At 32.9% G+C, this 15,768-nt stretch carries 15 protein-coding genes; 11 read left to right on the forward strand and 4 right to left on the reverse strand.

What is annotated here, in order from left to right; all coding sequences use genetic code 11:
* Positions 1 to 36: 36 nt before the first annotated feature.
* Genes N4A35_06725 through N4A35_06740 form a run of 4 tightly spaced genes read left to right on the forward strand, consistent with a single transcriptional unit; the run spans position 37 to position 4,654 of the window.
* Positions 37 to 1,014 carry a hypothetical protein gene (locus N4A35_06725; protein MCT4581096.1) on the forward strand — a complete coding sequence of 326 codons (978 nt, stop codon included), beginning with the start codon at positions 37 to 39 and terminating at the stop codon, positions 1,012 to 1,014.
* Positions 1,015 to 1,026: 12 nt separating this feature from the next.
* Positions 1,027 to 1,974 (forward strand): hypothetical protein, encoded by a 948-nt coding sequence (locus N4A35_06730; GenBank protein ID MCT4581097.1) that lies wholly within the window; start codon positions 1,027 to 1,029, stop codon positions 1,972 to 1,974.
* 3 nt (positions 1,975 to 1,977) lie between these two features.
* Positions 1,978 to 2,775 (forward strand): hypothetical protein, encoded by a 798-nt coding sequence (locus N4A35_06735; protein MCT4581098.1) that lies wholly within the window; start codon positions 1,978 to 1,980, stop codon positions 2,773 to 2,775.
* A gap of 16 nt (positions 2,776 to 2,791) precedes the next feature.
* Complete coding sequence (locus N4A35_06740) at positions 2,792 to 4,654, forward strand: sensor histidine kinase (protein ID MCT4581099.1); 1,863 nt, start codon at positions 2,792 to 2,794, stop codon at positions 4,652 to 4,654.
* Positions 4,655 to 4,659: 5 nt separating this feature from the next.
* Here the strand turns inward: N4A35_06740 and N4A35_06745 are convergent, their stop codons facing one another.
* A complete protein-coding gene (locus N4A35_06745; GenBank protein ID MCT4581100.1) occupies positions 4,660 to 5,538 on the reverse strand; it encodes a TraB/GumN family protein in 879 nt (292 codons plus the stop codon).
* A gap of 82 nt (positions 5,539 to 5,620) precedes the next feature.
* Here N4A35_06745 and N4A35_06750 point away from each other — a divergent pair, with 82 nt between their 5' ends.
* Complete coding sequence (locus tag N4A35_06750; protein ID MCT4581101.1) at positions 5,621 to 6,682, forward strand: tetratricopeptide repeat protein; 1,062 nt, start codon at positions 5,621 to 5,623, stop codon at positions 6,680 to 6,682.
* Between the two features lie 10 nt (positions 6,683 to 6,692).
* Here N4A35_06750 and N4A35_06755 read toward each other — a convergent pair whose 3' ends face one another.
* Both N4A35_06755 and N4A35_06760 read right to left on the reverse strand, forming a co-directional pair.
* Complete coding sequence (locus N4A35_06755) at positions 6,693 to 6,980, reverse strand: hypothetical protein (protein MCT4581102.1); 288 nt, start codon at positions 6,978 to 6,980, stop codon at positions 6,693 to 6,695.
* Positions 6,981 to 7,059: 79 nt separating this feature from the next.
* On the reverse strand, positions 7,060 to 9,147 hold the full coding sequence (locus N4A35_06760) for a M13 family metallopeptidase (GenBank protein ID MCT4581103.1): 2,088 nt from the start codon (positions 9,145 to 9,147) through the stop codon (positions 7,060 to 7,062).
* A gap of 198 nt (positions 9,148 to 9,345) precedes the next feature.
* On the opposite strand from N4A35_06760, the gene N4A35_06765 reads away from it, so the two are divergent.
* Genes N4A35_06765 through N4A35_06780 form a run of 4 tightly spaced genes read left to right on the forward strand, consistent with a single transcriptional unit; the run spans position 9,346 to position 12,079 of the window.
* Positions 9,346 to 10,065 (forward strand): pyridoxine 5'-phosphate synthase, encoded by a 720-nt coding sequence (locus N4A35_06765; protein ID MCT4581104.1) that lies wholly within the window; start codon positions 9,346 to 9,348, stop codon positions 10,063 to 10,065.
* A gap of 30 nt (positions 10,066 to 10,095) precedes the next feature.
* Positions 10,096 to 10,854, forward strand: a complete 759-nt coding sequence (locus N4A35_06770; protein MCT4581105.1) for an alpha/beta fold hydrolase — start codon at positions 10,096 to 10,098, stop codon at positions 10,852 to 10,854.
* Positions 10,854 to 11,381: a hypothetical protein gene (locus N4A35_06775; protein MCT4581106.1), complete on the forward strand. Its 528-nt coding sequence runs from the start codon at positions 10,854 to 10,856 to the stop codon at positions 11,379 to 11,381. Before N4A35_06770 ends, N4A35_06775 begins: the two co-directional genes overlap by 1 nt.
* Before the next feature lie 2 nt (positions 11,382 to 11,383).
* Positions 11,384 to 12,079 (forward strand): diphthine--ammonia ligase, encoded by a 696-nt coding sequence (locus tag N4A35_06780; GenBank protein ID MCT4581107.1) that lies wholly within the window; start codon positions 11,384 to 11,386, stop codon positions 12,077 to 12,079.
* Here N4A35_06780 and N4A35_06785 read toward each other — a convergent pair.
* On the reverse strand, positions 12,076 to 12,828 hold the full coding sequence (locus N4A35_06785) for a DUF481 domain-containing protein (protein MCT4581108.1): 753 nt from the start codon (positions 12,826 to 12,828) through the stop codon (positions 12,076 to 12,078). The two genes, N4A35_06780 and N4A35_06785, sit on opposite strands and share 4 nt — an antisense overlap.
* Positions 12,829 to 12,895: 67 nt before the next feature.
* On the opposite strand from N4A35_06785, the gene hutF reads away from it, so the two are divergent.
* A complete protein-coding gene (gene hutF, locus N4A35_06790) occupies positions 12,896 to 14,278 on the forward strand; it encodes a formimidoylglutamate deiminase (GenBank protein ID MCT4581109.1) in 1,383 nt (460 codons plus the stop codon).
* A gap of 69 nt (positions 14,279 to 14,347) precedes the next feature.
* The coding region (locus N4A35_06795; GenBank protein MCT4581110.1) for a PKD domain-containing protein at positions 14,348 to 15,768 on the forward strand (1,421 nt) is incomplete at its 3' end.

Raw genomic sequence — 15,768 nt, forward strand, 5'->3', positions numbered from 1 at the left:
CCTATCTGACACAATACTTTTGAATAAAAAACAATTATGAAATACATTGCACTTATCCTTCTAACCCATCTTGCTTTAATCAGTTTTGCTCAAAAAAATAAAGGCGGTGAAAAAAATCACAACAGTAAAGAGCTTGACCTAAAGAAAGACTTTGATGTTTCAGGAAAATCTGTTCTTAAAAAATCAGAGCAAGTTGCCTTAACCAAAGTAGCACTTCATTTTAAAAAAATCACTAATAATCAAGTATATGTAGGTAAAGGAAATGATAAAATTTCTGCTTCTTCATGGGCTATATTAGATGGTGTTTCTGATCAAACTTTTCAAAACATTACGGATGAATTTTATAAACGCTTAAACGATAAATTAAAAGCAGAAGGATTAGCTGTCACTGACTGGAATACTGTTGCAAGCGCTAAAAACTTTAGTAAAGTCAACGACAAACAAATCAAAAAGTATTGGTCCAACAAAAACATTGGTTTAATCAATGTTTACACAGCTAACGAAGGGCCTCATTGTAAACAAGTGGTTGGAAACCCTGGTATATGGTCTGCATATGCTAAGCTAGGAAAAGAATTGAAAGCTAACCCTATCGCATTAGATATCATTATTGATTTTGCCAGGTTTGATTTAAAAATGAAACAGAGTGGTTACTATTTTAGAACAACATCAGCCAACTCTAATGTCTTTCCTCAAATTTCAATCGAAAAATCTACTGGAGCCACAGGTTTTAATTCAATAGCTACCAACCTAACAGCTGTTGGGAAATATGGTGAAGCCAGTATCATTAATATGAAAAAGAATATCTACTTCGAAGATGAATTTGCTCAAAACATTGAAAGTCATAGTGGAAAACTTCCGGAAAGTATGCAAAAGAAAATCAGTTTTGGAACAAATTTAACGACTGGAACATTTGTGATTAATGTTGATGAAGAAGCGTATAAAGTAGCTGTATTAAACGCTCTTGATACTTATACAGATTACATGATAGCTCAAATTAAATTAATTAGAAAATAAACCAATAAAGCGATGAAAAAAATAGGATATATAGCTCTTTTAGGATGGTGTAGTTTGTTATACACTAGCTATAATGCACAAACAATCACGTATGAAGTGATAGAAGATTCACCAGAATTAACTCCATCTACTGTTGTAAATCTAGATCTTGCTCAACTTGATATGAATGGAGTAATTGAATCTTGGAGTTTTAACCTTGGTTTATGGGGGTATCACGACATCATCAAGAATAAAGTATCTATTGATTATAACCTCAAAAAAAGCTGGTTAGCATTAGGTAAATTGAGTAATAAAAACTACCCTGGTAACTTAGAAGTAAATATAGGTGCTAACCTATTGCTCACCAATAAGACTAAAAATAAGCAACTAAAAATTTCATTAGATAGAGAATATAAAGGTAGTCACTATAATTATGCAGAGGGAACAAGAACAGATAATTATGTAGAAACTAGCATCATTATCCCTGGAAAAGTAACCGTAAGAAACGGGGTTCGTGGAGGATTATATTACAAAAGTAACGCCTACGAATTTAGTGACTTTGGCTCTTCAATATATAGAAGATATGGTGGTAAAATGACCTCAGCTGGGATTTATGGAGGGGTAATGACAAGAAGATCTAAAAACCTATTTATTAAAACAGATGAATATGGTGTTTGTTTTAATTCTATTGGAGATGAATTTTACCTAGATGCCTTAATTCTTCCATACAATAAATTTATGGATAATATCACTACAGGAGATGAAACTAGAGTTGATGAAAGTGCATTTATTAAACAACAGATAAAAGCTAGCCCAATAGGTTTTAGAGTTGGTTGGAAATCTTATCAAATAGCTAAAAAAGCTAAAACAGGAAAGAAGTTCGGGTTGAGCTTTATGTTTGAAGCTGGTTTAAAACCATATCTCGGACCATTTCTTAATGGAGGGTTAAGCATCACCTTAGTCAAACATAATATTCACTAAAAAATGAAACCTTTAGCATACATCATCTTTCTATGTTCTTTTTGCAGTTCTCAAGCGCAAAACTTAACTGACTTTAACTACTTAGGAGATAACTATAGTGCTGACGAAACTTATTTAAGCGTTGCTATAAGTAGAAGTAAACTCACCAATTTGACTGCCCCTTATTTTGAAAATCATACTAAAAATGGCTTTACAGGAACTGTTGACCTAAAAAAAGTAACTTTTAAAAAAGGACAAAACCGTTTCTTTTATGAGCATAAGCTAATTGGTGATTTATTCATGTTATCTAGAGAGATTCTGTTTAAAAATCACCATGCAATATACAGACAAGAATCTAGTAACTTATCGTGTGGGATTCTTGGTTGGGCTGCATGGACATGGAATATCAATGCCCCTAAGAAAAATTCGTTATCAATGGGTTTTAATCTTCATGATTATTTTTTGACTGCTACCTATGTTGTTGACTCAAGCTCAAATGGTGGTAAAAGAGAAAGTCTAGAGCCACAAGGTTATTGGTTTTCTGCTGGTCCAAAATTGGTATATAATCGCTCTATTTCTAAACATTTTATTCTTGAAGCAGCTGCCTCCTATTCTATTTCTTATTGGAGAGCTGTTTCGCTTTCTTATGCTACAGTTGATGACAATTATCCTAAACCACATTTTGGTCAAGTTAGGTTAGAAATATTATCAGCTGTTGGTTTTTTTGCTGGATTTGACTATAATTGGGTTATTAATCGTGGAAATTTACCAAATAGCACCAAAAGATTTGATGCTTTATTAGGGTTTAGATTCATGCTTTAGTATCAACTATAATAAAATGAAATTTTTATCCCTCTTTATTCTTTTTCTTATCCCTTTCATTTCCTTTTCAGTTGACAAGGATTCGTTAGCTATAGAACAAATCTTAAAACGTTCTTTACAAGTTGTATATAGCAATCCAGACTCAGCTTTTATTTATTGTCAAGAAGCTGAAAAACAGAGCAAAGAATCTTTGTTCTTTAAAAGCAAAACATTATTACATTATGGCATTTACTATGATGTTACGAGTCGTTTTGACTCTTCTGTAAAAGCTTATAATCAAGCGCTTGAATTAGCTCAAAAAGGGAATCACATATCGATAGAAGCAAGTGCTTTAAATAATTTAGGTTTAATTCATTGGAATCAATCCAATTTTGATTTGGCTATTGAGTATTACAATAAAAGCATTCTTCAGTTTGAAAAGATTAACAAAAAAAATGGTATAGCCAGTACTTTAAACAATATTGGACTAATTTATAACGAACTTAAGAATTATAGAAAAGCCATTGATTATTATTATCAGTCTTTGGCCTTATATCAGGAAATTGAAGATCAATATGGAATGAGTGCTGCTTATTCCAACTTGGCTATTGTATACTCTAACCTTAGAAAATCGGATTCAGCTTACTACTTCTTTCAACAATCAACTGTTCTCAAACATCAAATAAATGATCAGTGGGGAATTGCTACCAACTATACCAATTTAGCAGTTGACTTTCATCTCAGCGAAATCTATGATTCTTCTCTTTTTTATAACAGAAAAGCAGAAGTAATCTACAGAAACATTAAGAACAAAAACAACCTAGCTTCTTGTCTCTCAGGAATTGGTAGAGATTTACTGATGCTTAAAAGGTATTCTGAAAGTGAGCAATCTTTAATTGAAGCCGAGCAATTAGCTTTAGAAACCAATGCCCAAAAATACCTTAGAAATATCTATGATCATTTTTCAGAATTATATTATTATACCAATCAACATAAAAAAGCCTATGAATATTTAAAAAAACGATTAAATATTGGCAATACAATTTACAACACTGAAAAAGACCGTACAATTAATGAAATTCAAACTAAATACGAAACTGCTAAAAAGGATAAAGAATTAGCTGAGCAAAAAGAAGAAATACTAAGACAAGAGTTAACTGTAAAAACAAGAAACATTCAACTACTCACAATTATTGGCGTTTTATTTATCGTCATTACCATCACCATCATCATTCTTCAAAACCAACTGAATAAAAGAAAAAAGTTACAATTAGCATTTGAAGCTCAAGAAAAGATTAAAGCCGTTAATCACGAAAGAGAATTAGCGGAAGATAAACTAAGAATTTCGAGGGATTTACATGACAATATAGGCTCACACCTAACTTTTTTAATCACCTCTATTGATAACCTTTCTTATGCAGAAACATCTGAGCAAAAGAAAGCTAAAATGGAGAAGATCAGTAATTTTGGTAGAGATACAATGAAAGAACTTAGGAGCACAATTTGGGCCATGAAAAATGAAGGAAGTTCTTTACAGGAATTGATTTATAAAATCATCGATTTAAAAGCCCATATTCCTATTCCAATTCATATCAATGAACACAATAGCTCCACCATTAAACTGACTTCAATTCAAATCTTAAATAGTTATAGAATTGTTCAAGAAGCTATTCAAAACACAACTAAATATGCCAATGCTACCGAAATAACGATCCACTTTAAACACGTTGAAAACAACTTAAACATTACCATCATTGATAATGGAAAGGGCTTTGATATCGATACGATAACTCCTAGAGGTATTTTAAATATGCAGCATCGATGTGAGTTATTAAACGGAGATTTTAGTCTAAAAAGTAACGCTTCAGGAACTGTTATTACTTGCAGGATTCCTATTTAGTATTGTTATAGAGGTTCTACGCGATATCCCTTAGCTCGTAATAATTCTATCACTCCTTTTTCTCCAGGTAAATGAGCAGCTCCAACCGCCATAAACACGCTTCCTTTTAACAGGTATGCCTCTACTCTATTAGCCATATTGGTATTTCGACGATACAGGAATTGCTCATTAAAATCCTCCATACTAATAGAAGAATTTTCTGAGTCCTGATCCATTACGGTCATCAAACTATCCAAGTCTCCGGAAACGTATATTGCTAACATGTCATCCATACTCATTTTATCCTTCTTTCCATAGTCTTTAACCGCTTTTACCAACTCTTCTGCTTGAGTTTTTACAGGAATAGACTTAAATGCATTAACTTGCTCATCCATGGTTTCCAAACCAACTAATAATTTCCCCTCTTTTTTAGCTTTTTTAAACCAATGCATATCTAAAGCATTTTGCTGTTCTTGATTTAAATCCTTAGTGACAACAATTTGTGTCGTAACGATAGGTTGCATTTTGTTAAATAAAAATAGAGACATTCCAACAGAGTCTATAAAAAACTGATTAACTAAATCATATTCTTTTGGGGAAAGTAATGTTTTTAACGTTTGCCCCGAATCCATCAACATAGCATCTAACATTTCACTCCTATTTATACTATCCATATTTAATTCCATAGCATAAATATCTGCTTGTTGAAAAGCTTCTTCTACTCCTTCCTTAAATTGAAAAACTCGATTGTCTTGGGAATGAAAAGTACCATACAAATACGAAGTTTCCGCTAGCTTATCCCCCGTTATTTTCCAGCATAAACTACGATATTTATCCTGAGCATTAATCGCAATAAAAAGACTACTTATCAAAAGAAATGTTAATATTATGTGTTTATTTTTCATATTTATTCTTTTTTTTATTAGATTGTATAGTGTAAAACACTACATGTAAACTATAACCCCTCACCAAATTTACTATATTATTATGCTGTCCGATACTATTTTAGATAAATATTTAGACAATTATCAGGGTAAATTTGCTGATTTAATTGTAATATGTGAACGTTTTTTACGTATTGCAATTTTAAAAGACAATAAAACTTCTAGTAATTATCTATCTATTGTACTTGATGCTGTACACAATACAGATCATAAAAATAAAGACGAAATAGAAGCCATTGAAAAATTATGTATCGCTGTTTCAATGTACTTTAATTCAAATTATGTATATGCACTTTCACTCTCTGAGAAAGCGATGTACACCCTAAGAAACTCTGAACTAAAAAACTTTTATAATGTATTAGCTATTACATCTGGTTTAGCTTATCGAGGATTGGGGAAACTAGATAAAGCAGTTCAATTATTCTTAAACAGCTATCAACTCAATGAAGTTTCGGAAAACTTATTTGAATATAATATTGTCTGTAGCTATCAATTAGCTGAAATTCATTTATCAATCAAGGACCTCTATCAAGCTGAGAAGTTTTATCAACTCACACTTGAATTATCTAAAAAAAGTAACACTACATTAACGCACTTTAGAGCTAATGTGGGAATCGCAAACCTATACCTCCATAAAGATGAATATGATTTATGCAAAAAACATTTAGATATAGCCTATACACTTGAAGGTATTGGAAATGGTGCTCTTGGTAGAGTTCTATGTGATTATGGCCTCTTCTATTACAAAACTAAAGACTATAATAAGGCTATAAAATACCTAAAAGAAAGCCTATCCATCAGATTGGAATATTCGCTTATTGATGCTGCTTCAACTAATTATATGAATTTAACAAAAATATATTTAGCGCTTAATCAATATGACGAAGCTTTACAAAACATTGAAAAAGCTTATGAAATATGTATGGAACATAGATCGGAGACTAAGATTATGCAATGTTATTATTTATTGGCCCAAACTCACAAACGTATAGAAAATTTTAGCAAAGCTGTTCAATATTTCGATTTGTATATTAATCTATATCAAAGTAATCATAAAAAGCAACTAGAGAACATCTATTTCATCAAGAATAGTAACATCAATTGATTATAAGTCTTTATTTCTCTATAGTTTGTACCTCTTCTGGTTTTTGTAAATAATAGGTATAAAACCACATCAATGTAAACGAGGGAATAAAATCTAAACCTGGTAAAAACTCTTCTACAGCACCAAGGACACCTCCTATTACACCCTTTACTCCTCTGTACATAATGAATAAAGCAAAACCTGATATTGGAGCCCAAATAAAATCAATTACTTCACCTAAAGCTGGAATCAAATAAGAAGCCATACCTATGAGGTCAAAAATTAGCCCTACTATTAATAATATACTTTTTTTGTTCATTTCGTTTTTGTTTTGTAGCTAGTAACTAGCTGGTTGTTAGTACTAGTACATCCTCAAAGACTATTCCAAGTTCATTTTACTACCAAATTTTTGCTATTTTGTCAGCAGGTTGGCGCATTGAATCTCCTTCTTGAACATCAAAAGCTTCAAAAAACTCTGGCATATTGCTTAAGGTCCCATTAACTCTGTACTTTCCTGGAGAGTGAGGATCAGTTGAGACACGTGTAACAAGTGCGTTATCTCTAATGTTATTTTTCCAAACGTGTGCAAAAGCAATAAAGAAACGTTGTTCAGGCGTATATCCTCCTATTGTTTGCTTTTCCTTTCCCTCTAAAGAGCGTAAATAGGCATGGTATGCAATTGTTAACCCACCAAAATCGGCGATGTTTTCTCCTAGTGTTAATTCTCCATTTACAAATACGCCTTCTAAAACTTCATAGGCATTATATTGATCAATTAATTTCTGTGTTTTCTCATTGAATTTATTTTTATCCTCAGGAGTCCACCAATCGTTCATTTGACCTTGCGCATCATATTTAGACCCCATATCATCAAATCCATGGGTAAACTCATGGCCTATTACTGCCCCCATTCTTGCATAATTAACGGCATCTTCATAATGCTCACTAAAGAAAGGTTTTTGCATAATTCCAGCTGGGAATACGATTTCATTAAGTAAAGGATTATAATATGCATTGACAATATGTGGGACCATTCCCCATTCCATTTTATCAATTTCTTTTTCCAGTTTACTTAAATTTTCAGCGACATTAAAGCGGTTAGAATTAATCACATTTTGAAAATATGAATTTCGATTAATCGTCAAAGAAGAATAATCTTTCCATTGATCGGGGAAACCTAATTTTCTTGCAAAAGCTCCTAATTTTTCTTTGGCTTTAGCTTTTGTTTCGTTCCCCATCCAATCTAAATGGTCTATACGCTCGTCAAACACTAAAGTAATATTCTCTACCATTTGATTAATTTTAACTTTTGCATCTTCACTAAAGTTATCTTCAACAAAAGCTTGCCCCAAAGCTTCTCCAACAGCAGAATTAGTAACTGCTGCTATCCCTTGTTTCCACATTGGTTTTGGGACTTTAGTCCCTCTCATAATTGTATTATAAAAATGAAAATTTTCCTGAGCCATTCTTGTTGTTAAAGCATCCGAAAATGAATTGACTAGCTTCCACTTTAAATACAATTTTAAATCTTCCAAAGGTTCTTCAGCTATTAACTGATCTAAACCTTCAATAAAACGTGGTTGACCAATAATTATAGTATCAATATTGGTTATCCCTCTTTCTGACAAATAGGTATTCCATAAGAGGTTCGGATAAGAAGCATCAAATAGTCCTGAAGCTGTTTTATTGTAGTTTTCCTCTACCTTTCTTAATTCAACAGGTCCTTTACTGATTTCTGCTAATTTTTCTTCAATGGCATAAGCAATCAAATTGGCTGGTTGTTTGGTTGTTATTGAAATGGCTGCTTCTGCAAACAAACTACTCATATACATTTGATATCCACTCCTCACTTTTTCTGAGCGTTCATCTTTTTTGAAATAGTATTCTTTATTAGGTAAACCTAAACCTCCTTGATAGACATGCAACCTGTATTTGGTATTTCTCTTAGAATCTTGGCCAACATATACTCCCCAGAAAGCCCCAACTCCTCGATCATGTAGATGTGCAACAGCTTTAATTAATCCCTCTTTCGTTGTGATTTGTTCTATATGTTCTAATTCTGGTTTAAGTAACGTAATTCCTTGTTCATTTCTCTTAACAGTATCCATGAAAGAAGCATAATAATCTCCAATTAATTGATTGGCTGAGCCGTTTTCAAAAGTTTCACTTGAGGCCTTTTCTAAAATATTATTTAAGATATTATTATTTCGATCAGCTAAAACATTAAAACTACTCCATCGACTTTCTTCTTCTGGAATTGGATTGTTTTTGAGCCATTCTCCACAAGCAAACTGGTAAAAATCTTGCTTAGGGTCAACAGTTGAATCAATGTATTCAAATTCTAATTCGACCCTAGAATCTTCTACACTTTTAGGAGAGGTCTCAGTTATTTCTTTATTAACTTCTTCTGTTTTATTGGTATGTGTTTTTGTTTCACAAGCAACTAATAATAAAGAGATTAAGGGGAAGTATTTTAAGCTTTTCATAAGTATATTCTGTTGTTGTCGCGAATATAAAAATTCGTTTTTAAATTTTCGAATATTCTTTTCATTCAGTATTAACAGATAACGTTTATTTATAAACAATTAAAAAGCGAGCAAACAACTCTTAACAACTTTTAATTAAATAATGCTTTGTGATTGCTCCTTTAAAATTAATTTTGCAAGAAATTTCTAATTAAGGTCATGACGAGATTAAGTGTAAACATCAATAAAATAGCAACGCTTAGAAATGCTAGAGGAGGAAATGTTCCTAACCTTGTTGAATTCGCAAAAAAAATTGAAACATACGGAGCTGAGGGGGTAACTGTTCATCCTAGACCTGATGAAAGACATATTACTTATCAAGATGTAAGGGATTTAAAACCTATATTAACTACAGAGTTCAATATTGAGGGGAATCCAAAAGAACAAAAATTTATTGACTTAGTACTAGAAAATAAACCTGAACAAGTGACTTTAGTTCCTGATGTACAAGGACAACTAACCTCAAATCATGGTTGGGACACTGTAAAACATCGTGAATTTTTAACTGAAATTTTAGCACTTTTTAAAGCTGAAAGGATTCGAACTTCTGTATTTGTTGACGCTATACCTTCTATGGTTGAAGGAGCTAAAGCATGTGGTAGTGATCGTATTGAATTATATACCGAATCGTATGCTTCTTTATTCCATTCGGATCCGTCCAAAGCGATTGCTCCATTTATTACAGCAGCTCACAAAGCCAACGAAATAGGAATTGAAATAAATGCTGGTCATGACTTGGATTTAAACAACCTAAAGTTCTTTAAGGATTCTATCCCTAATCTTAAAGAAGTCTCAATTGGCCACGCTTTAATTGCAGATGCTCTTCATTATGGTATGGAAAATACAGTACAGTTGTATTTAAGAGCTCTTAAGCATTAATGAAGTATTCTTGACATAACTACTAAGCAAATGAAATTACATTATAAAAAATATGGGGAAGGACAGCCACTTATCATTGTTCACGGTTTATTTGGGACACTAGATAACTGGCAAACTTTAGGCAAGAAATTCGCGGAGCATTTTGAGGTTTATTTAGTTGATCAACGTAATCATGGGCATTCTCCTCATTCTGAGGATATGAACTATCAATTAATGTCAGACGATTTACATGAATTAATTACTGATTTAGATTTATCTGATGTCATTTTAGTTGGTCACTCCATGGGAGGAAAAGCCGTGATGACTTATGCCACCCAACATCCCGAATACATTGATAAATTAGTTGTTGTAGATATTGCCCCTAAACAATACCCACTACATCACCAACAAATCTTAGCAGGATTGAACGCTATTGACCTTTCTGTTGTTAAAACCAGAAGAGCAGCAGATGCAGTACTTTCAGAATATATTTCAGATCTTGGCGTAAAACAGTTCTTATTAAAAAATTTATATTGGGTTGAAAAAGGACAATTAGGCTGGCGAATCAATATTCCAACGCTAACCAATCACATGGATGAAATCTTAGCGGCAACACCATCGATACGAGTAGAAACTCCTACGCTTTTTATTCGTGGGGAAAAATCCAACTATATCACAGAAGATGATTATCAAAACATCTACAACCAATTTTTAGATAGTGAAATCGAAACAATTTATAATGTTGGACACTGGGTACATGCTGAAAATCCATTGGAGTTTTACCAATTATTATATGATTTTGTGCAATAATGGAAACCCTTAAAAAGTTCTGCCAACAACAAGGCTATTCCTATCATTTTAAATTGACGAAAATTTTAGCCGGGAATGGAACTTATGATTATCTTGAAAAACATTTTATTGCTTTTGTTTACAAAAAAGTTAAGCTATCAATAAGCAGTAGTTATGGTTATCAAGACCACTCTTCTATTACTTTTTCTTTTAAAACCGTTAAACCTATACCGTCTATATCCATAGATACTTATGAAAATTTATATAGGAAGCTTGTAGGAGTCAAGACCCCATGGAAGATAAGCTGTAAAGACTTTCAACTAAAAGAATTAACCCTTGAACAACTGAATGTTAGTCGCTTAACAGAACTTGCTAACAATACATCTTTCTCACCAACAATGAGTTCTAGCAATAGCTCAAATCACTATGAATTCAAAACATTTTATACCCTAGGAAAAGCTGAAGAGGTAGAACATTTTGAGAAAATCATTAACTTTCACAAGGCATTAATCGACCATATCATATCTAGATATAAACTAAAGTTATAGCAATGAAAAAAGCTTATTTTAATTGGAGTTCTGGTAAAGATTCATCTTTAGCACTTTATGAAATAAAAAAGGATGCATCGCTAAGTATTGAACAACTTGTGACCTCTGTTAACTCACATTTTAATCGTGTTTCAATGCATGGTTTAAGGATCTCTTTATTACAACAACAAGCTGATGCCATTGGAATACCCTTGGATTTAATCGAACTACCTCAGAATCCATCTATGGAAGAATACAATGAGCTATTAACAGCAAAAATTAAAGACTACCAAAACAAAGGGTTTGAACATTGTATTTTTGGCGATATTTTTCTCGAAGATCTGCGAACTTACAGAGAAAACCAATTAAAACCTTACGGCATTACAACCTCCTTTCCATTATGGAAAAAAGATACTTCCTCTTTGATTAAGCGCTTCATTGCTTTAGGTTTTAAAGCTATTGTTATCTGTATTAATTCACAAAAATTAGAACACTCCTTTCTTGGAAGAGTAATTGATGAAGACTTTATCAATGATTTACCAAACGATGTTGATCCATGTGGTGAGCATGGAGAATTTCATACTTTTTGCTATGACGGTCCAATTTTTAAACACCCTATCGTGTTTGATAAAGGAGAAGAAACTTACAGAACATATCCTATCAATGATTCAGAAACTATTGGCTATTGGTTTCTTGATTTAATTCCAGGTTCTCGTTAAAACTTATAACGCAATAACAAATACCCTGAATAGACTTGATTTGGAACTTCTAAAACTGGCGTTGAATCGTATAATAAACTATAAGTAGCAACCACGCTAAATTCTTTTGAAACTTGATAAGACAATGATGTTTCATTAGATAACCTAAAATCATTTAGTAAATTGACTTTAGGCTGATAATAATTAATCAATCGTAACTTCCACTTTTCATTCAAATCCCAATTAAAAGAGAGGTAAGAAGTCATTCTTAAAGCATGATGAAAAGTCTCAATAGTTGTTTCTTCATATTCGTACATCCCTCCTATACTAAAATTACAATTAATCGTATCATTTCCTACAAGTTTAGCGCGGGCTCCAGCTCCTAATAAAAAACGTTGCTTAATTTTTTGTACTCCATTAAACTGGACCTGAGTAAACAACTCACTTTTTAATGTTGCATCAGTATTTAGATCTTGTATTCTTCTTAAGTGAACTCCTCCTTTGTTGATTAGGTCATCACTATTCTTTTTGATTAACTTAAAATCAGTTAAAAATAAATAGGTAACAGAGTCTTTCTTATAATTAATGGTTGATTTATTAAAAAACTCAAAAATAGAACGTGTATTTTCCGTATATTTTATAGAGACGTCGACATTTCCTTTCCAGCCATTTTCATCAACATCTCCTCTCCTTTTTTCAACATTTAAAATCTGTCCAAAAACAACACTTGAAATCAAGGCAAAAAAGAGTGTATAAAAAAATTTAAACATCTGGCAAAGATAAATATTACTGCTATACCCTACTCATAACACATACTATTTTATTAAATTTGTTGTTATGAAAATTTATAAACTTAAGGGATTACTTCAAAATGAGGGTTGGATCTCTCCAGCTTTTGTTACAGTTTCTAAAAAAGGAAAAATCAAATCAATTTCTGATACCTATAATGACGGACACCCAATTATTAATCTTAATGGGTATGCAATCCCTGGTTTTCAAAACGCACATTCACATGCTTTTCAATATGCCATGGCTGGATTAGCTGAAAAACATCAAATTTCTGCTCATGCCGATGATTTTTGGAGCTGGAGAGAAGCCATGTATGATTTAGCACTTCAAGTTACCCCCGAGCAACTCGAACATATAGCTGTAATGCTTTATTCGGAAATGGTGAGACATGGCTATACTCATGTCGCTGAATTCCACTATTTACATCATGATATTGATGGTCAACCATACCCTGATCAAGCTGAAATGGGGAAACGTTTAATCAAAGCTGCTAAACGAGCTGGTATTAACATTACTTTAATTCCTATCTTCTATCAAATGGGAGGATTTGGTGTTCCTCCAACCTCGAAACAAAAACGTTTTCTTTCTAAAACCACTGCGCAGTATATTGCACTGCTCAATGCCTCTATGGAAGCTTGTTCTATCTATAAAGGAGCTACTATTGGTATTGGGATCCATTCGTTACGTGGTGTTAAAGGAGAAGACATCATCAAAATTAGTAAGCATGAAGCTTTTAAAACTTTACCTTTTCACATCCACATTGCAGAACAGTTAAAAGAAATTGAAGATTCTATCAATTTTCAAAATAAAAGGCCTGTTGAGTGGTTGCTAGAAAATATTGAACTTAACGAACGTTTCCAACTTGTACACGCTACTCACTTAACGCCAGATGAAGTAAAAGGGATTGCCGAAACAAAAGCGAATGTAGTGCTTTGCCCTACAACCGAGGGAAACCTTGGAGATGGTATTTTTCCTTTAATTGAGTTTCAAAAACTGAATGGAAAATGGAGCATTGGTACAGATAGCCATGTTAGTCTAAATCCTCTTGAAGAGCTTAGGTTGTTAGATTATGGTCAACGTTTAGTTTCGCATCGTAGAAATATCTTTACCTCTTCAACTGAAGGAAACAGTGCAAATTATGCCATTCAACAAAGTTTAATTACTGGACGAAAGGCTATGGGGAATTTCAATGAAGAATATTTTAAAATAGGTGATTATTTTAATGCCGCTGTATTTAATGCTGATTTCCCTTTAATAGCTAATTCTTCGCTTGAAAACCTAACCAATACAATCTTATATGCTACAGATAGTATTGCCCAACTAGGAACCATAACAAATGGAAAATTAATCTGTTATAAAGGCAAACACAAAAAAGCTGACAGAATAGCTCAGAATTTTCAAGACAGTATAACCACTATTGGGAATCGATAAATTTGTTTTTTTTTCTTTTTTTTAGCAACTTTATAGAAATCTACCGTCATTAAATAAAGTGCGACCAACATGAAAAAGCTTCTGATTATCATTCTATTTTTGACTCCTATCCTTTTGATAAGTCAAGAAAATTGTAACAACGGTATAGATGATGATGGAGATGGGTTAATTGACTTATTTGATGATGAGTGTGAGTGTGAAGGGTTTTCTTCATCTCAGAATGTTCCTTCTCTTATTCCTAACTATTCTTTTGAAAACAATACAGGTTGTGGTGGTGTTTCCCAATTAGGACATGCTGTAACTTGGATACAAGCTAGTAATCCTACTTCTGACTATTGGAATTCATGTGGTGGCGGACCAACTTTTTCTCCTCATCCACAATATCCTTTACCCGGAGGTGGTGATGGATTTGTAGGGTTTTACAATAATTCTGGTTGGCAAGAGCATATTGGAGCTTGTTTATCTTCTCCAATGGTTGCTGGAAATACTTATATCCTGAGTTGTTGGGTTGCCGGCAGTGGTTTTGGCTCTAGCTACTCTTTACCTTTTAGTATTTATGGGACTCCCAATTGTGCTGACTTACCCTTTAATTCTAATGGGTGTCCAGTAGGGATAAACGGTTGGTATGAAATGGGAAATACTCAATTAAATCTACCTACGGATAATAGTTGGGTGAATGTCACTTTTACATTCACTCCTACACAAAACATCAATGCCATTGACTTTGGTGGTTCATGCGCTAACCCTAATGGTGGTTATTTTTACTTGGATGAATTACTCCTTTCCGAAATTTCAAATTTTTCTTCTATAGAAATTACTCCTAATGGTGGCTGGTGTACTGATGATCTTTCTTTGACAGCATCAACTGATACTTCTGGAGGGACATGGCAATGGTATAAAGACAGTATTGCATTAGTTGGTGAGACTAATCCTATACTTAATATTTCTGGTAACAACTATGGTTTAGGGAATTATACGATTAAGTTGACCATTGGAAATAAATGTGAGACTACAACTTATTCTGTTGAACTTCCTGACTTCCCTACTGCTAATTTTGATTTTGACTCTGTTTGCAACAATAATGTCACTTCATTTAATGATCTATCTACTGTTCCTTCTGGAACAATTAATACTTGGGAATGGGATTTTGGAGATGGCAATATCAGTAATAATACTTCTCCTACTCACACTTTCTCTAATGATGGTAGTTTTAATGTTCAATTAATTGTTACCAGTGATATTGGTTGTAAGGATACCTTAACTGAAACTGTTCTTGTTTTCCCCAATCCACAAACCAACTTTACGGTTGAAGATGTTTGTTTAAATGAGCCCTCAATATTCATGAACACGAGTTCTATTAATGCTCCTGATAATATTGCTACTTACAATTGGACCTTTGGTGATGGGAATTCTTCTACCCTAGCTAATCCAAATCATATTTATGCCAATGAGGGAACTTTTCAAGTTAAATTAGTCTTAGCTAGTAATAA

Source organism: Flavobacteriales bacterium, assembly GCA_025210295.1.
GTDB lineage: Bacteria > Bacteroidota > Bacteroidia > Flavobacteriales_D > Parvicellaceae > S010-51.